Source organism: Shinella sp. WSJ-2 (genome assembly GCF_003432075.1).
Taxonomy (GTDB): Bacteria; Pseudomonadota; Alphaproteobacteria; order Rhizobiales; family Rhizobiaceae; genus Shinella.
In genome coordinates, this window is the sequence record NZ_QWBU01000004.1 from 234,149 (window position 1) to 251,162 (window position 17,014).

The following is a 17,014-nucleotide window of genomic DNA, read 5'->3' on the forward strand; positions in this document are numbered from 1 at the left end:
CCTCAACTTGCGTTCTGTCTAGTCGGCAATAATCGGGCACGACCACGGTTGGAAATGAGGTCCATCGTCGCAGCGCAGCATTCTGTCGCAGGAGGTTAGTCAATCAGGGACTATCTGTCGATGCGCGTTTGTACTAGCGCATTAGAAATGCCCGGTATCAATTCCGGCACCCGGAAGGACAATGTGCTCCGGTTCGTCATCTGTCCTTGATATCGGACGCCGATTGATCAACATTCTAACCACATGACGCAAATCCGCGCGGAGGAGTTCATGAGTTCGGCCACCCAACATCCCACATCGTCCGGCCTGGAGCGGGATGCCCGTCGCATGCATCACGACGACAAGCCCTTGTCGCCGGGCAATGTCGCCATTGGTGTGGTCATCGGCCGTACCTCCGAATTCTTCGACTTCTTTGTCTACGGCCTCGGCTCGATCCTCGTCTTCCCGAAGCTGATTTTTCCCTTTGCATCGAGCGCGGTTGCGGCGACCCTGATGTCATTTGCGCTGTTCCCATTGGCCTTCCTTGCCCGGCCAGTCGGCTCCTTCGTCTTCATGTGGATCGACCGCAACTATGGACGTGGCACGAAGCTGACCGCGGCCCTCGTTATCCTCGGCGGCTCCACCGCTTCGATCGCCTTCCTGCCCGGCTATGACACGATCGGTTACTGGGCCGTGGCGCTGCTGGCCCTGTTCCGGCTCGGACAGGGCTTTGCCCTTGGCGGCGCCTGGGACGGGCTGGCGTCTCTGCTCAATCTCAGCGCGCCGGAAAACCGCCGCGGCTGGTATGCGATGATCCCGCAACTCGGCGCGCCCTTCGGCTTTGCGCTGGCCAGCATTCTTTTCGCCTATTTCGTCACGAATCTTTCGGAAGCCGACTTCCTCGCTTGGGGCTGGCGCTATCCGTTCTTCGTCGCCTTCGCGATCAACGTCGTGGCGCTCTTCGCGCGCCTGCGCATCGTCGCCAGCAAGGAATTCGGCGCGGCCATGGAAGCGCAGGAGCTTCAGGCCCGGCCGATCTTCGAAATGTTAAGCAAACATGCGATGGACGTGCTGCTTGGCGCCTTTGTGCCGCTCGCCAGCTTCGCCATGTTCCACCTCGTCACGATCTTCCCGCTTTCCTGGGTCACGTTGACAGGCGGCCAGTCTGCTGCGCAGTTCCTCTGGGTGCAGGTGGCGGGTGCGGCCATCGGCGCTGTCGGAATCGTTCTCTCAGGCGTCATGGCCGACCGCATCGGCCGGCGCAATCAGCTGATGGTCGGGGCGATCCTGATCGCGATCTTCTCCTTCTCCGCACCGTTCCTGCTCGATGCAGGCGGCAAGGGACAGGATGCCTATATCCTGATCGGCTTCTTCATCCTCGGCCTCACCTTCGGCCAGTCCTCGGGGGCGGTCTCCTCGCGGTTCACGCAGCAATACCGCTATACGGGCGCGGCGCTGACCTCCGACCTCGCCTGGCTGCTCGGCGCGGGCTTCGCGCCACTCGTGGCGCTCGGCCTCGCCAGCACCTTCGGCATCGTCTTCATCGGCGGCTACCTCATCTCGGGCGCGATCTGCACCATAGCGGCGCTAACGCTGACCCGCGCGATTCAGCCTTGAGGATAAGAGGTCGATCCCGCGGCGGGCTGTGAAGCCCGCCTTGCGGCGGCCGACGCAGCTCAAAAATAACTTGGGAACAGAAAGGCATGGCTCAGCTTCGTTTGGCCGAGTCCAAGTCGCCGCTCCGTGTTATCAACGGCACACTGATTCTGAGCCTGTCGATGCTATGAACCCCAAAACCCGCGGTTATCTTTTCACCTTCCTGGCCATCTGCATTTTTGCCGGGCAGGACGCGATCACGAAATATCTTGGCGATCGCTACCCCGCGCTGTTCATCACGATGATCCGCTTCTGGGCCTTCGCGCTGTTTGTCACCGGTTTTGCCGCATCCTCACCGGGCGGCCTGCGCCAGGCGATCCAGACGCGCCGCCCGTGGCTGCAGATATCGCGCGGGCTCCTGCTGGTTGCTGAAATCGTCCTTATCGTCTTCGCCTATGTGCATGCCGGCCTTGCCATGAGCCAGTCGATCTTCCAGGCAACGCCGCTCATCATCACGATCCTGTCGATCCCGCTGCTGGGCGAGGCGGTCGGCTGGCGACGTGGGACGGCCGTGCTGGTCGGCCTTGTCGGCGTGCTCGTCATCATCAATCCCGTCGACGTGCATTTCGACCAGTCGCTGCTACTGCCGCTCGGCGCCTCCGTGCTCTTCGCGCTCTACAGCATTGCGACACGCGCCGTCAGCCGCGAGGATTCCGCCGTCACCAGCCTGTTTTATGCCGGCACCGCAGGTGCGGTGGCGATCTCGCTGATTGGCCCATTCTACTGGACGGAGGTCGCCGGCTCTGACTGGTTCGCGCTGGCAGCACTCTGCATCTGCGGCACTCTCAGCCACTATTTCCTCATCCGCGCCTATGGCCTCCTGCCAGCGGCGGAAATCCAGCCGATCACCTATTTCCAGCTGGTTCTCAACGTGATCCTAGCCGTCACGCTGTTCGGCGAGATCATCACACCCAACATGGTGATCGGCGCGGCAATCGTCGTTGGCGCAGGCCTTTTCACCATCTGGCGTGAGCACCAGCTGGCGAAACGCACGTCGACGACAACACCCTCAGCCTGAAGCCTATCTGACGCCCATTGCTGCGCCTCCACCACGTCGGCACATTGGCCGACAGGTGGAGTAGCGAGAGCACACGCAGCGTGGCCCTCAAGTCGAAGAAGGGCTGCATGCTGCTTGAAATTCACTATTTTGATCCAGTCTGATTCGGATATAGGCAGGAGACAAACAATGCGCGCAACACTGAACGAACGTGCAGCGGATCTGGCGACGGGCAAGATTACCTCGTCGCAACTGGTCGAGGCGTTGCTCGCGCGCATTGCCGATGCTTCAGGCGAAGGCGCCCGCGCCTTCGTCAAGGTCCATAAGGACAAAGCCCGCGCCACTGCCAAGGCTGCCGACGAACTGCGCAAAGCGGGCCTCGCCCCCTCGCGTTTCGCCGGCATTCCGATTGCGGTGAAGGATCTGTTCGACCTCGAAGGCGAGCCGACGACGGCTGGCTCCAAGGTGCTGAGCCAAGCCGCACCGGCCAAGGCGGACGCGCCCGCCATCGCGCGCCTCAAGGCGGCCGGCTTCATCGTCATCGGCCGCAACAACATGACCGAATTCGCCTTCTCCGGCGTCGGCATCAATCCGCATTATGGCACGCCCGCCAACCCGTACGATCGTGCTACCGGCCGCATTCCGGGCGGCTCCTCCTCGGGCGCGGCCGTTTCCGTGGCAGACGACATGGCGGCGGCGGCGATCGGTTCCGACACCGGCGGCTCCTGCCGCATCCCCGCTGCACTCTGTGGCATCGTCGGCTACAAGCCGACCGCCAGCACCGTGCCGCTCAAGGGTGCGCTTCCTCTCTCCTTCACGCTCGATTCCATCGGCCCGCTTGCCAACAGTGTCGATTGCTGCGCCAGCCTGCACGAAATTCTGAGCGGCATGACGCTCGCCAGCGAAGGCGAACGCCCCGTCGCGGGTCTGCGCATCGCCGTGCCGCAATCCGTCGTCTTCGATGGCATTGAACCACAGGTGGCCAACACTTTCGAAACCGCCATCAAGCGCCTCGCCGATGCCGGCGCGATCGTGACAGAGATCGCGCTCAAGCAGTTCGAGATGGTTTCCCAGATCAATGGCAAGGGTGGCTTCCCAGCACCCGAAGCCCTGTCCTGGCACCGCGACCTGCTGGAAGAACATGGCGATAACTACGATCAACGCGTTCGCGCCCGCATTCTGCGCGCCAGGGAGCAGACAGCGGCCGACTATATCGACATGCTGCACCTGCGCCGTGCCTATATCGAAGAAACGAACCGCGCGATCTCGCCCTATGACATGCTCGCCATGCCGACCGTCCCAATGATCGCCCCCTCCATCGCGTCGCTCGAAGCCGACAACGATCTTTTCGTGAAGACCAACCTGACGCTGTTGCGCAACCCGACGCTCATCAACATGCTCGACGGCTGCGCCATCTCGCTACCGGTGCATGTCAAGGGCGAAGCCCCTGTCGGCCTGATGCTGGCGGCCGCGGGCAGGCGCGATGCGGTGCTGTTTGCAAACGCACGGGCGATCGAAAAGGCGCTGGGGCGTTAAAAGCCCGATGTCTACCGTCAGTAGGATCGCGGCCCCCGCCAAAGGTGGCTCGGCTGTTACGGCGCGGCAACGCCCGTTCTTTGCGGCGCAAGAGCATGGGCGACCGCGATCCGCGCCATTTCGAGCGCGGCCTCTCGCGTCGTCGCCGCGGCGATGAAGCGGCCGTTGTGGCAGAAGGTGGCGCCGGCCACGCCGCAGACCGCCGCCAGGTTCTCCCCGGTCAGCCCTGCCCAGGCCGCCGGCAGATCGGCGCGCAGCTCGAACCCGTCACTCGCCCGCCGGATGCCGGTCAGGCACCAGTCGGTGTCTCGCGGATGGACGACGAACAGCAGGTGATCGGCTCCCGCCTTCACGATCGCGGGACGGAACGGCATGCCCATGGGAAGCTCCAGCACCCGCCCGTCGCCGGCCGCCGTAATCGCCCGAAGCACGATCGACTCCGCCCGCAGTTTCGCCGCCGCCTGCCTTATCGAAGCCTCCACGAAACCGCGGGCGATCGCAAGAGCGTCGTGGAAGGCCCGGTCGTCGGCACCGGGCTCTCTGTCGTCGAAGACGGGCTTCAGCGTTTCCAGCAGGACGGGCAGTGTCAGCTTGGCCAGCACGCCGGCCGCCGCGGGGCTCAGGGCGCCATTATCCATCAAATCCACCGGCAGCACGAAGTCGAGATCGAAGCTCGCATGCAGGGCGTCGATATCGTCGGCGGGAATACCGGTGGCATTCAGATAGTCCCGGCCGAACTGGCGCCAAACCAGCCCGAAGGAGCTGAACGGCTGACCGTCGTCGCGCAAGGGCGCGCCGCGCTGATGGTGATCGAAAATCCCGGCGGCCGGATCAAAGGCGCCGCCGACGTCATAGATGATTTTGTCGCCTGCCGGCGTGATCCACTCCGGCGCACGGCTGCGCACGATGCGCGCGTCCGGAAACAGGCGCGTCAGGATCACGCTCGACAGCAGCTCATCCGCATGGAAGCCGCCGGAATGCGTTACGAGAAAGTCGGGGGCCATGCAGCTCAACCTATCGAGAGTTCGTCTTGAGAGGTCGGATAGCGATTGGGCGTCCGGGTTTCAAGGGCCGATGCTCGCTTCCCAGAGATCACGGACCATATCGCGAAGCATGAGGGCTTCGGCCCAGCGGTCAGTCGTGTCGTTGCCGTTGCGGCCGGTGATCGCATACGGCTTTGGGCCGAGCTCGCAGGTGAAGGCGAGCGTCGCATCTTCGGAGGATCGGGCACGCCATTGGCGGAAACCGTAGTCCCACCAACCGAGGAACAGATCGAGCCAGGGGCGATGATGCGGGAAGGAAATTTCGATCTGCACCTGCTCACGCGAGGCGACACGGCCGTGGAAGGCCTGGGCGTTATCCAGAATACGCTGGATCAGCGCATGGTTTTCCTCCACGACCGGAAAGGCGAATTCACGACCGACGAGGAAATGCGAGAGATCGGCGAGAAGCGGCAGGTTCGGGCGCCGATCGAGAAGGTCGAGGGTGAAAAAGAGATCCGTCGTCATGCGGTCGCGGTGCGTTTCGATGAAGACAGGAATGCCGGCGTCCTCGGCAAGGCGCATCCAGCCGTCGAGCAAGGGGAGGCAGTCCTCGACCCGCCGCAGCCGCACGTCGGGTTGCAGATTGATGTGGCTGACCGGGAATTCCGCCGCCAGTTCCAGCGACAGGCGAAGGTCATCGACGGACTGCGGGAAGCACACGCCTTCGATCGTGAGGCCGGTGCCCCGGACAATGTCGTTGAGCGAAACAACGTCCGTCCGCTTGGTGTAATGCGCGCTGATGCCGTCGAAGCCGGCTTCCGCGATCATGGCGATGTTTTCCGCAAGGCTGCGCTCGTGGCCGTCCGTATGCCGACGCTCCATGGCCCAGAGCGACTGGTAAATGTCGAGCCTCTGCATCAGGCGGCCCGCGCGCTTTTAAGGAGCGCCTTCAGGTTCACCGCGGGGTCAGCGAGGTCTGCCGGATCGGGGTTGATGCCGGCGGCAATCAGCATTTCCGCGAGCTTGATCTCCTTGGCGAGACTGTTGCCGGCACCGAGACCGGCAGCAGCGACGAGCCTGCCGTCTTCGAGGTAGAATTCCAGCTCGCCCTGTGCCAGCGGCCGCAGGATGCTGCGGTGTCCAGGCTGCGGCAGGCCGGTAACCTGCAAGCCGAGATCGTATTGATCGGACCAGAACCAGGGGATCGCGCCGAAGGTTTCGGCTGCACCCGCCATATTGTGGGCGGCGGTTTCGGCCTGACTGCGCGCATTGCACCAGCTTTCGAAGCGAATGTGGCCACCGCCCGGCTGCGCCACTGCCGCGCAATCGCCGGCAGCGAAGATATGCGGATCGCTGGTGCGCAGATAGGCGTCCGTCAGAATGCCGTTACCGACGCTGAGCCCCGCCGCTTCCGCGATGCCGATATCCGGTACCACGCCAATGGCGGAGACGACGATATCGCCCGGAACCACGGTACCGTCGGCCAGAACGACGGAATCCGGCCCGATTCCGGCAAGGCCCTGCCCGAGATGAAAATGAACGCCCTCCTCTTCATGCCTCGCCTGCAAGCGCGCCGAAAATCGCGGCGGCACAGCACGTCCGAGCGGCTTGGGCGCCATCTCGATGACATGCACACCGATATCCTTGCCGCGCAGAACCGCCGCTAGCTCCATGCCGATCAGCCCGCCGCCGATGATCACAACGGTTCCGCCGGTCATCACGCGCGAAAAGATCGCATCGGCATCCGCGAAGGTCCGGAAATCGAGCGCCCGTTCCGCGCCCGGGCAGGTCAGGCGGCGCGGCCGCGCGCCTGTTGCGAGGAGCAGGCGGTCATAGGAAAGGGTGCGCCCGTCGCCGAGGAGAAGGTTGTGACGGGCGGCGTCGATCTGTGTCGCTGAGATGCCGTAAAGGTAATCGATGCCGGCGGCCGAAAGCGCTTCGGCCGAGCAGATCGCTTTCATCCGCACGAGACCGTCAAGCGGTTTTGAGAGCGGCGGGCGCTCGTAGGGCAGATGCGGCTCCGTGCCGACCAGCGTGACCGACCCTGTAAAACCCGCCTCGCGCAGGGCAAAGGCCGCCCGCGTGCCAGCTTCACCGGCGCCAATAATGACCATGCCGCTCATGCGGGCCTCCTCCGAAAGGGCCGGCGCCTTCGCGCGCCGGAAAGTGATGTCTTGCTTGCGTCACCGGCCATGTTGCCGGCCGCGTTTCGCCGCCCCGTCCTAGCCGAGGGCCACGCGCACCTCTCCATCGACCACTTCGGCCGGATAGGTCTTCAGGTTCTCGCAGGCGGGAAGGCGCAGCGCTTCGCCGGTGCGATAATCGAAGGCGCCGGAATGTTTGGGACATTCCACCTCGAAATCCATGACCAGCCCGTCGGCGAGATGGATCGCCTCGTGGGTGCAGAGACCTGCCGTGCAATAGATCCCGTCATCCGGCCCGCGGTAGATGGCATAGGTGCGGCCACCGTGATCGAAGCGGATGGCGCCTTCCTGTTCGATGTCCTCGAATTTGCAAACGGGTACCCAGGTCATTCTGCTGCTCCTTGAACTTCGGTGCGGGCCTTGCGGGCGGCGAGCTTTTCCTTGCGCTTGCGGTAGCGCTCCTGCATGCGGGCCTCGCCATCGGCCGAGCCGTCGTGCCAGGTGCCGAACCACTTATCGAGCGGGATCAGCGCATCCCCGTAGTTCACCTCGAAATACTTGTGGTGCAGGTAGTGCGCATAGGCATGGCTATCGACCAGCTTGTCCTCGCCCACTTCCACCTTGTCGAAACCAACATGGCCGGGAATGGCGCCGAAACCGGCATAGTGAAGCTGGTAGAGCATCAGGATCGGATTGGACGGCAGGACCAGGTGATAGAAGGCCGTGCCGAGATAGAGGAAATGCTCGACCGGATGCATCGACAGCGACGACCACGGCGACGGGTTCACCGAATTGTGGTGGACCGAATGCACCCACTTGTAGAGGAGCGGCACGTGGATGAGCCGGTGGATACAGAAGAAATGGAACTCGTGGATAACGGGCACGACGAGGGCCACCAGCGCCAGCGTCCACGGATTTTCCGTGAAGCTCAGCCAGGGCGCATAGCCACTAGCATATGCCCAGAGCATGGCGACCTCGATGGCCGTCCAGATCGTCACGCCCGACAGAAACGTCCGCAGCATGTTATCGATGTTCTGGCGGTCCAACCAGAAGACGCTGTTCTTCTGGTCGGCGGGGAACTTGCCGTTGTATTTGAAGCGATTTTCCTGCCGCTTCAGCACGTAGAGATGAAGCTCGAAAGCGCCGTAAAACAGGAAGACGCAGACGGCGTTCACCGCGTAGAGCCAGAACGCCCAGCCCACGCTCAGGGTCTGCATCGTCTCCACCGAGGGCACGACCCAGGCCCAGTAGGCGACAGCCGAGGCCGCGAAGATGGCATTCCAAGGGAAGAAGTAATGCGGCAGCCATTTGAGAACCGCCATCAGCTTCGGCGGGAAGGCGAACAGCGGCGCAGTTTCCACCGGCGTGTTCGGCGCCCAGTCGCCGCGCTTGTTGCGCGTGCCGTATTTGAGGTCGTCCATTGCGCTCTCCTTCGGGCTTTCGCCCGCGTCACGGTAATGGAGAGTGCAGGGTTGCCTTGCTTAGGCCGCCGCTTGCGGCACCCGTCCCTCCTCCTGATCTGAAGATTATCAGGAAGAGCCACGCGCACCGAAGACTTCATTGATCAAAATAGATCAAAGGCTTTCGGCCGTGATCGTGATGAAACGAATGGGATTGCGGTCCGGCTCGATCTCCGTGAGACCAACCTTACGCAGAATGATATCGAGCGCACGCTGCGCCTGCGCCTCCGGCGCCTGATCGAGCACCACATCCATGATGCCGTCACGCAAGGCCGCGCGGGTGTAGTCGGTCAGCTCGTGGCCGATGAACAGCAGATCCTTGCCGCGCCCGCTGCGGCGCAGGACATCGATGACGGCCGAGTTTGCGCCACCCACATTGTAGAGGCCGACGAGATCGGGATACATCCGCAGCGCCATCGCCAAGGTCTCGGCGCTGAAATGCTCCTCGTCGCGGGTGAAGCCAAGCCATTCGAAACCGATCGGGCCAGGGTGGTCGCGAAAATAATCCGAGAAACCGCGCACCCGGTCGCGGTGCACCTGATAGATCGGATGGCAGAGCGCCACGACCGGTCCCTCGGCCCGCGCCATGCGGCTGATGAAATGCGCCGCCGTGCGGCCCGCCGCATAATTGTCGATGCCGACGAATTCGACCCGATGTTCGGAGGCGCGCGTGACCACATGGACGATGGGCAGGCCTCTGCCGGCCAGGCCTTCTACGGCCGCCTTGACCAAGGGGCTGTTGGGAACGGCGAGAATGAGCCCGGCGCGCGGATGATCCGCCGACGCGATCGCCTTCGCGATCTCCTGGGGATTCATCTCATCGACGAAGCGCCGATGGACAACCACGAGCGGATCGATGCTGTGGGCGATCTGCTCGAAGGCCTTGGAGAGGCGCCGGTAAAAGGTGGTCTCAGGCCGGACCATGAGGACATCGACCCGCAGCAGACCGCGATGAGTATCGGGCAGCAGGCGTGGATAGTTGAGGCTTCGCGCGGCAACGACGACCTTCTCGACAAGCTCCGGCCTGACGCCCCCGCGCCCGTTCAGCACCCGCTCGACCGTCGCGGTGCCTACGCCCGCCGCACGCGCGATGTCCTTGTAGCCTGCCTTGCTCAATCCCGCTCCCCGAAACGTGTAGCCTCGTGGCAAATCCTACGCGGAGCCAAGCCCCGAAAGCAATCGCGACGCAGATCAGCCCAACCACGCGATTTCCGTGCGTTCCCGCCGTCGGCCGCTCCGATACAATTGCGTTTGCGTAAAACGCGCTGATAAAAAGGGCTTGAGCTCCAAGGGTTGCTTGACCCTAAAACCGCCACGGAGAGGCCCATGGATCCGACCCATCTTTTCGAGCTCGTGATCGGCATGTTCGTGGCGATCATCGCGCTGCACTATGCCGCCCACCGGCTCGGCCTGCCGCCGTCCGTAGCCCTTCTGGCCGGCGGCGCAATGCTGGCCTTCGTGCCTGGGCTGCCGACCATCGAGGTCGATCCGGAACTGGTGCTCGTCATCTTTCTGCCGCCGCTTCTGCTGGACGGCGCCTGGACCATCGCCGTCGGGCGGCTGCGCCGGCATCTGATCGGTATCTTCTCGCTCGCCGTCGGGGCGGTGTTCTTCACCGCGGCTGTCGTCGCCGTCGTCACGCATCTCCTGTTTCCCTCGCTGCCCTGGGCGGCCTGCGCGGCGCTCGGCGCAATCGTCTCGCCACCCGATGCCGTCTCCGCCCGCGCCGTCCTGCAACGGGTGAAACTGCCCCGACGCCTGCAAATCCTGCTCGAAGGGGAAAGCCTGCTCAACGACGCGAGCGGGCTCGTGCTTTTCCGCTTCGCCATCGCCGCCGGCGTCACCGGCGCCTTCAGCGCCTCGGAGGCCGTCGGCAGCTTCTTCGTGCTGGCCATCGGCGGCGCGCTGGTCGGCCTTGCCGTCGGCATGGCCTGGGTCGTGGTCGTGCGCCGGCTTGGCGACGAATATCTGATGATCGCCGCCACCGCCCTCCTCTCCTGGACCGCCTATCTGCTCGGCGAATATCTCCATGTCTCCGGTGTCATCGCCACCGTCATGGCCGGCCTCATTGCCAACTGGCACCAGCATACGGTGCTTTCGGCCGCGACGCGCATGCGCGGCACCTCCTTCTGGACCGTCGTCGTCTTCCTGATGGAGGCGGCCGTCTTCATCCTGATCGGCCTGTCGCTGCGCGGCGTGGTGGAACGCGGTGGTGGTTTCGACGTGGTCACCGCCACCTGGGGCGCGCCGATCCTCATCATCCTCGTCGCTCTGACGCTGGCGCGCTTCGCTTGGGTCTTCGCCTCGGACCTGTCGATCGTCGCCGGCAACGCGCTCGGCATCAAGCGCTACACGCCAGTCGGCGCGCGCGGCGGCATCGTGCTCAGTTGGGCGGGCATTCGCGGTGTGGTGACGCTGGCGCTGGCGCTCAGCGTGCCCGAGGGCTTCCCCGGCCGCGATTTCATCCTTGTCACGTCCTTCGCGGTCATTCTCGGCACCGTGCTCATCCAGGGCATGACGCTCGGCACGGTGATCGAATGGGCCGGCCTCAGCGAATCCATCTCGGAAAAACCGCGCCTCTCGATGAGCCAAGCCGAAATGACCATGGCACAGGTCCAGTTCGCCACGGTGCAGGAGCGCGCCTATGACAGCGACGGCAAGCTCATTCATCCGCAGTTGCTCGACAAATACCAGCGCCGCGCGGTCGCGATCGTCGACTATGCCGAACGCACCGAACATTACACGCCGCTGCTGCACGCCCATTTCGATCTGGTTCTCGAAGTCGTGGCGAGCGGCCGCCGCGAGCTCATCCGCCTCCACCGCGCCGGGGATATCGACGACGAAACGCTGCACGAACTGGAACGCGACCTCGATCTCGAAGAACTGAGCGCGATTTCCGCAAAAGGCTGACGACCACGGAATAGCGCTTCAGGCGAGCCCCTTCTTCAGAGTACTCGCCGCGACCGTCCGGTTGCGTCCCTTGGCCTTGGCTTCCAGCAGGGCGGCGTCCGCGCGGGTGACCAATGTCTCCACGGAGCCGCCGGCCGGAGAAGCCGCCACGCCCACCGAGACGGAGACCGTGCCGAGAATTTGCCCGGTATGGGAGAGCGTGACGCTGCCGATCCTGCTCCGGAGCGTATCGGCAAGATCTGCGGCGTCCGCCTCCTCAAGATACGGCAAGAGCGCGGTGAACTCCTCCCCGCCGAAGCGGAACGCGTTGCCGACCGGAGCGCAGGTTTCCCGCAGCGTCTGCCCGACGAACTGCATGACGAGATCGCCCGCATCATGGCCGAACTGGTCGTTGAAGCGCTTGAAATGATCGATGTCGATCATCAGGCAGGCGAGTGGATCGTGCCTGTGGTCGCGGGCGTGCCGTTGCAGTGTCTCGTCGAGGAAGCGACGGTTGAAGAGGCCGGTCAGCGGGTCGCTGACGGCAAGCGTCGTCAGCTTTTCGCGAAGTTGCAGATTGGCAAGCGCCAGACCGACATTTTCAGCGATCAGTTCGAGATAGAGACGTGGGCCTGCCGGTCCGAGCGCTTCGGCTTCCCGCTCCTCGAGATAGAGCAGGCCGATCATGTCGCCCTGTGCCGTCAGCGGCACGCAGAGCGCGGTCACGCCGGGCGGGTCGATGTGCTGGCATGGTACGTCTGAGCCGTTCCCGCTGCTGTAGTGGGAGCGTCCGCGCCGGAGCCCCCAGCACTCGGCAGCTGGAAACACGGTGGGCGAATGTTGCGGTTCTAGCCATGCTCCGGCCCGCAGCAACGATGTATTGGCTTCGCTGAGCACATAGAGACCGCCAGCGAGACCAGGGAATATCTGCGGAGCGAAACGCACGATGACATCGGTCAATTCCGCCTGGTTCTGGCAAGCTTGCACGCGGTGCATCATTTGCAGGATGAGATCTTTGGTGTGCTGGTCGGCCCGCCGTTCGGCATCGAGGCGTTCGCGCTCGATCAGGTTGGCGCGAAAGACCTCGATCGCTTCATTCATCTCACCGATCTCGTCACCGCGCCGATCGACCGGGACTTCAACGGTGTAATCCTGTTTGGCGAGGCGGCTGACGATGCCCGTCATGCGCTTCAGCGGCATGGCAACGCGCCGCCGCAGAACGAAATAGAGCACAGCGACGAACAGGGCTCCGGTCACCGCCAGCATGATCTTCGCGACCAAGCTCCAGGCATCGCTGCGCGCGCGGGCCGCATCCAGCTCACCGGCCGTTCGCGCGGCCGTCAGATCACGGAAATGAGCGACGGTCTGAAGGAGTGCGTTTTGAAACCGCTCATGCTCCGGCCCGAACAGAATGCCTTGCGCCTTGGCCTTGTCTCCCCGCTGATAGGCGTCTATGGCCGAGCGTTCGATCTCGTCAAGCGCCTCCGCATCGGCATCGACGGCACTCAGCGCCTGCGCTTCCGCGGGCGTGAGCATTTGGGCGGCGAGCTTGGCGGCTGCGGCCTCCCGCTGACGCTCCTCCCCCTCATCGGCCCGGAACGCATTGAGATGACGCGCCTCGCCGCGCATCACATAAAGCCGTGCCTCGTCGCTGGTCATTTCGGCGCCGACGGCCAATTCTTCCGCAAGCGTATCGAGCATGAGGTGCTGCTCGGCAGCCGCACGCTCTTCAAGCGCGCTTCGCGACGAGAGAATGAAGGCGCCACCCGACAGAGCGGTCAGAACGACCGTGATGCCATAGGCCCAATTGGTGATCGTGGTTATTCGCATGCCGTTACATTGCCAGCAGCGGCTTGAGCGAAGATTAAGAAACCATTGCAGATTGCAGCTATGGGCAGCACGCGTGCAGAGGAGACAAGAGGAAGCTGAACCGCGAAATCAGGCAGCACCCGCCCGGATCATGCTGAAATAGTCGTCGCCCCCGACCTGGCCGCCCTTGAGCGCGATCTGCAAGCCATCCGCAGGGCCGCCATGAGCGATGCAGAGCGGCGAGCCCGGTGTCTGCGGCAGCGGCATCTTCAGCGTGAGCGCGGCGATGCCCATTTCGCCGAGCGCATGGCTCGACGTGTCGCCGCCCGCCACCACGGCACGCGAGAGGCCGGCGCGCGCGACGAGTTCCGCCTGAATGCGGCCAAGCGCGCGACCGAGGCGATGGCGCGCACCGAGAGACGAATCCAGCTCGCCGCCCCGATCGGCGGAAGGTCCGAGCGCGGTGTAGAGCACGACGCTCTCCCCGCCCTCCAAGACCCGGAGGCCCGCTTCGATGGCGGCCGCGATCGTCGCGGCATTGTCCGGGCTCGACAGGGCGACCGCATCCAGCGTCACGCCGGCAAAACCATGGGCAAGCGCATGGCGGATCTGCCGTTCGGTCGTCGACGACACGCTGCCGGAGACGACGGCGATACGGTCGGCCGGTCCGGCATCGGCAAAGACCGGCTTGCCGCCGATCAACCCCGCCTGCCGCCAGGCGGGGATCAGGGCATATTCGACGCCCGAGGAGCCGCAGACGAAGAGGCTTTCCGCGCGCAGCCGGTTCCAGAGCAAGCCACCCGCCGCTGCCTGCGTCGGCGCATCGAGCACATCGAGCAGCAGGATATCGGCAGCCTCCGGCTCAGGCGTGCCCAGCAGCGCGACATTGTCCACCAGTGCCGACGAAAGCGTCGTCTGACGTGCGAGGTGCAGCAGCACATTCGCCTCGTCCATCGGCGTGACCGGATGGCGCGACATGACGGGGTGACGGTCGATGCGGTAGTTGCGGCCCTGATAGGCGGCGAAGAGTTCACCGAATGCCGTGTAGCGACGGATTTGCGGCGCACCGACGATGAGCGGCACCGTTGCCTCGCCGAAGACCGCGCGGCCGATCTCGATGGCCCGGCCGATATTACCGACATCCGGCGCGGAATCGAAGGTCGAGCAGACCTTGTAGTGGCAGAGTTCCGCATCCAGCGTCTTCAGCCAGCCGAAGGCTTCGCTGAGATGCACATCCATCCAGTCGGGCGTTTCGCTGCGGCTGGTGCCCGCCAGCCCATAGGCGCGGGCACCGGAGAAGCGCGACAGCAGGTCCGCATCCGGTCGTTTCAGGAAAAGCACGGTCTCGACGCCGTTCGAGGCCAGCGCCTCCATGACATCGGTCGAACCGGTGAAATCGTCGCCATAGTAGCTGATCAGAGGACGCGTCATGTCTCAGGCCGCCTTGCCGTCGGCAAATTTTTCGATGGATTGTGCAAGTTCGGGATGGTCCTTTGCGTAGATCGCGAGCGGCACGCCTGAAGCCGCCGCCTCCCAGGCCTGCTTCACCGCCTTCACCCCTGCCCCCGGCCCGCCCGGATGGCTGACGATGCCGCCGCCGCAGAGATAGAGCAGCTCCGTCGAGCCGCCCGTCGCCGCGATCGTATCGGGTGCCTGCCCACCCCACTGGCCGGAACCGATGACCGGAAGCGCCACATCCTTCTGCGAAAACAGCGGCGTCGTCACCGCCTTGTAGGAGCGCACGAAACTCTCGTCCGGCTCCCAGTATTTCACGCGGATGCCGTTGATCTGGAACTGATCGACGCCGAGCAGGCGCCAGAACTGTTGCCAGACCGAGAATTCGAAGCCGAGGCCGGCATGGCGGGTGAGGATATCCCAGCCGTTGCGGTGAGCATGCAGCACGAGGCCGGAGCGTTTGCGCAAGAAGGCGAGGCCACCGAAACCGATCGAGTTGATGTTGACGACGGCGCAATTGCCTCCGGCCTGCAGCACCATGTCGTGGTTGCGCATCATCTCGTCCGGATCGGCATGGCTGATGCCAAAGGCATACATGACCTTCTTGCCGGTCTTCTGCTCTTGATCGAGGATTTTCGGCATGATCGCCGCGACGCGATCCTTCAACGACGAATAGGCCGGGCTCATCAACTTCTCGTCGTCCTTGATGAAATCGACGCCGGCGTCGATGAGTTCACCGACCATCTCGGCCGTTTCATGCGGCCGCAGGCCGAGCGCCGGCTTGACGATCGTGCCGATGATCGGCCGGTCCTTGACACCCGTCAGCGCAAAACTGCCGGAGACGCCGAACTGCGGGCCGAGATGGGCGGCGGCAAATTCCGGCGGCAGCTTCATGTCAACGATGCGGATGCCCGTCATGCCCTTGATAGAAAAGACGCCGCCGACCGTGATGGTCATCAGTGCGGAGAGATCGGTGCCCACGGCATCCAGCGGAAAATCGATATCGACATCCGCCCGGTTGAACGTGACGGCATCGCCCGCCTCATCGGGGAAGGAGGCGCGGTCCGTCGGTGGCAGCGGGCGGATGGCAACGACGCGGGCGGCGACGCGCGCCTTTAGCTCCTCCGTCTCGCCCGGCAGCGCCACGAAGGTCCCGGTCGACTGGTCGCTGGCGATCTTCATCGCCATTTTGTCCACCGAGCCCGGCGTCTCTATCCGATAGGTCAGACGGATCACGTTTTCTCCTCCCGCAGTCATGCCATGGCGCTTGTTAAGGCCCCACAACTGGTATAATGAGTATTTATGTTATTGCAAGTCGATTGCCGCGAAAGCTGTTGCGGCGAAGGAACTTGGTGCATATTCAAACCTGTCGAAACCAGGTGACTCATGAACGTCGTTTCCGAACCGATCGTCCGCAAAAAACTCTCCGACGAAGTCTTCGCGCGGCTGAAGGCCATGATCGAGACCGGCGAGCTGAAAGCCGGCGACGACATGCCCTCCGAGCGCGAACTGATGGAGCGCTACGGCGTCGGCCGTCCGGCGATCCGCGAGGCCATGCAGGCGCTTGCCGGCAAGGGTCTCGTCGAGATTTCGCAGGGCGAGCGCGCCAAGGTGTTGCGCATCACCGCCGAATCCATCATCCGCCAGGTGGATCTGCCGGCCAAGATGATGCTGTCCGGCTCCTCCGATTCCCTTGAACACCTGAAGAGCGCCCGCATCTTCTTCGAACGTGGCATGGTCCGCGAGGCCGCCACCAGGGCGACGCCCGAGCATATCGCCGAACTGCGCGCCCTCGTCGACAAGCAGAAGGCCAGCCTCGGCGACGCCGACGCCTTCATCGATGCCGACATGGAGTTCCACCAGTGCATTGCCCAGATCTCGGGTAATCCGATCTTCGTGGCCGTCAGCCGGGCGATGCTCGGTTGGCTGAAGTCCTATCATACCGAAATGCTCATCTGGACCGGCCGCGAGAACTTCACGCTCGCCGAGCACGAGGAAATCATCCGCGCCATCGAGAAGGGCAATGCGGACCTTGCCGAAAAGGCGATGATCAAGCATCTCGAACGCTCCCGCGCGCTCTATGCCCTCAAGGGGCAGAAGTAAGGG

The 17,014-nt window shown here is 63.8% G+C and carries 14 protein-coding genes; 5 read left to right on the forward strand and 9 right to left on the reverse strand.

Annotated elements, in window-relative coordinates; all coding sequences use genetic code 11:
* Positions 1-270 precede the first annotated feature (270 nt).
* The 3 genes from D0Y60_RS11945 to D0Y60_RS11955 all read left to right on the forward strand — a co-directional run bounded on the left by D0Y60_RS11945 (position 271) and on the right by D0Y60_RS11955 (position 4,168).
* Positions 271-1,596 carry an MFS transporter gene (locus D0Y60_RS11945; RefSeq protein WP_117370152.1) on the forward strand — a complete coding sequence of 442 codons (1,326 nt, stop codon included), beginning with the start codon at positions 271-273 and terminating at the stop codon, positions 1,594-1,596.
* A gap of 166 nt (positions 1,597-1,762) precedes the next feature.
* On the forward strand, positions 1,763-2,653 hold the full coding sequence (locus D0Y60_RS11950; RefSeq protein WP_117370154.1) for a DMT family transporter: 891 nt from the start codon (positions 1,763-1,765) through the stop codon (positions 2,651-2,653).
* 168 nt (positions 2,654-2,821) lie between these two features.
* Complete coding sequence (locus tag D0Y60_RS11955) at positions 2,822-4,168, forward strand: amidase (RefSeq protein ID WP_117370156.1); 1,347 nt, start codon at positions 2,822-2,824, stop codon at positions 4,166-4,168.
* 56 nt (positions 4,169-4,224) lie between these two features.
* Here the strand turns inward: D0Y60_RS11955 and D0Y60_RS11960 are convergent, their stop codons facing one another.
* The 6 genes from D0Y60_RS11960 to D0Y60_RS11985 all read right to left on the reverse strand — a co-directional run bounded on the left by D0Y60_RS11960 (position 4,225) and on the right by D0Y60_RS11985 (position 9,871).
* Positions 4,225-5,172 carry an MYG1 family protein gene (locus D0Y60_RS11960; protein ID WP_117370158.1) on the reverse strand — a complete coding sequence of 316 codons (948 nt, stop codon included), beginning with the start codon at positions 5,170-5,172 and terminating at the stop codon, positions 4,225-4,227.
* A 60-nt stretch (positions 5,173-5,232) separates the two neighbouring features.
* Positions 5,233-6,072: a sugar phosphate isomerase/epimerase gene (locus tag D0Y60_RS11965; protein ID WP_199564178.1), complete on the reverse strand. Its 840-nt coding sequence runs from the start codon at positions 6,070-6,072 to the stop codon at positions 5,233-5,235.
* Complete coding sequence (locus D0Y60_RS11970; protein WP_117370162.1) at positions 6,069-7,274, reverse strand: FAD-dependent oxidoreductase; 1,206 nt, start codon at positions 7,272-7,274, stop codon at positions 6,069-6,071. Before D0Y60_RS11970 ends, D0Y60_RS11965 begins: the two co-directional genes overlap by 4 nt.
* Before the next feature lie 99 nt (positions 7,275-7,373).
* Positions 7,374-7,685, reverse strand: coding sequence for a MocE family 2Fe-2S type ferredoxin (locus D0Y60_RS11975; protein ID WP_117370164.1), 312 nt, complete (start codon positions 7,683-7,685; stop codon positions 7,374-7,376).
* Positions 7,682-8,716 carry a sterol desaturase family protein gene (locus D0Y60_RS11980; RefSeq protein WP_117370166.1) on the reverse strand — a complete coding sequence of 345 codons (1,035 nt, stop codon included), beginning with the start codon at positions 8,714-8,716 and terminating at the stop codon, positions 7,682-7,684. The genes D0Y60_RS11975 and D0Y60_RS11980 overlap by 4 nt, the downstream gene beginning before the upstream one ends.
* A 153-nt stretch (positions 8,717-8,869) precedes the next feature.
* Complete coding sequence (locus tag D0Y60_RS11985; protein ID WP_117370168.1) at positions 8,870-9,871, reverse strand: LacI family DNA-binding transcriptional regulator; 1,002 nt, start codon at positions 9,869-9,871, stop codon at positions 8,870-8,872.
* A gap of 210 nt (positions 9,872-10,081) precedes the next feature.
* Here D0Y60_RS11985 and D0Y60_RS11990 point away from each other — a divergent pair, with 210 nt between their 5' ends.
* Positions 10,082-11,665, forward strand: a complete 1,584-nt coding sequence (locus D0Y60_RS11990) for a Na+/H+ antiporter (protein ID WP_117370170.1) — start codon at positions 10,082-10,084, stop codon at positions 11,663-11,665.
* A gap of 18 nt (positions 11,666-11,683) precedes the next feature.
* Here the strand turns inward: D0Y60_RS11990 and D0Y60_RS11995 are convergent, their stop codons facing one another.
* The 3 genes from D0Y60_RS11995 to oiaX all read right to left on the reverse strand — a co-directional run bounded on the left by D0Y60_RS11995 (position 11,684) and on the right by oiaX (position 16,144).
* Complete coding sequence (locus D0Y60_RS11995; protein ID WP_117370172.1) at positions 11,684-13,474, reverse strand: diguanylate cyclase; 1,791 nt, start codon at positions 13,472-13,474, stop codon at positions 11,684-11,686.
* Between the two features lie 108 nt (positions 13,475-13,582).
* On the reverse strand, positions 13,583-14,884 hold the full coding sequence (locus D0Y60_RS12000) for a four-carbon acid sugar kinase family protein (protein WP_117370174.1): 1,302 nt from the start codon (positions 14,882-14,884) through the stop codon (positions 13,583-13,585).
* 3 nt (positions 14,885-14,887) lie between these two features.
* The gene (gene oiaX, locus D0Y60_RS12005) at positions 14,888-16,144 is read right to left on the reverse strand and encodes a 3-oxo-isoapionate-4-phosphate decarboxylase OiaX (RefSeq protein ID WP_117370176.1); all 1,257 of its coding nucleotides are present in this window, start codon (positions 16,142-16,144) and stop codon (positions 14,888-14,890) included.
* Positions 16,145-16,294: 150 nt separating this feature from the next.
* Here oiaX and D0Y60_RS12010 point away from each other — a divergent pair, with 150 nt between their 5' ends.
* Positions 16,295-17,011: a transcriptional regulator NanR gene (locus D0Y60_RS12010; protein ID WP_117370177.1), complete on the forward strand. Its 717-nt coding sequence runs from the start codon at positions 16,295-16,297 to the stop codon at positions 17,009-17,011.
* Positions 17,012-17,014: the final 3 nt, after the last annotated feature.

Coding starts and splice junctions, on each gene's coding strand:
- D0Y60_RS11945 (WP_117370152.1), top strand. CDS start 271: ATGAGTTCGGCCACCCAACATCCCACATCGTCCGGCCTGGAGCGGGAT.
- D0Y60_RS11950 (WP_117370154.1), top strand. CDS start 1,763: ATGAACCCCAAAACCCGCGGTTATCTTTTCACCTTCCTGGCCATCTGC.
- D0Y60_RS11955 (WP_117370156.1), top strand. CDS start 2,822: ATGCGCGCAACACTGAACGAACGTGCAGCGGATCTGGCGACGGGCAAG.
- D0Y60_RS11960 (WP_117370158.1), bottom strand. CDS start 5,172: ATGGCCCCCGACTTTCTCGTAACGCATTCCGGCGGCTTCCATGCGGAT.
- D0Y60_RS11970 (WP_117370162.1), bottom strand. CDS start 7,274: ATGAGCGGCATGGTCATTATTGGCGCCGGTGAAGCTGGCACGCGGGCG.
- D0Y60_RS11975 (WP_117370164.1), bottom strand. CDS start 7,685: ATGACCTGGGTACCCGTTTGCAAATTCGAGGACATCGAACAGGAAGGC.
- D0Y60_RS11980 (WP_117370166.1), bottom strand. CDS start 8,716: ATGGACGACCTCAAATACGGCACGCGCAACAAGCGCGGCGACTGGGCG.
- D0Y60_RS11990 (WP_117370170.1), top strand. CDS start 10,082: ATGGATCCGACCCATCTTTTCGAGCTCGTGATCGGCATGTTCGTGGCG.
- D0Y60_RS11995 (WP_117370172.1), bottom strand. CDS start 13,474: ATGCGAATAACCACGATCACCAATTGGGCCTATGGCATCACGGTCGTT.
- D0Y60_RS12000 (WP_117370174.1), bottom strand. CDS start 14,884: ATGACGCGTCCTCTGATCAGCTACTATGGCGACGATTTCACCGGTTCG.
- D0Y60_RS12010 (WP_117370177.1), top strand. CDS start 16,295: ATGAACGTCGTTTCCGAACCGATCGTCCGCAAAAAACTCTCCGACGAA.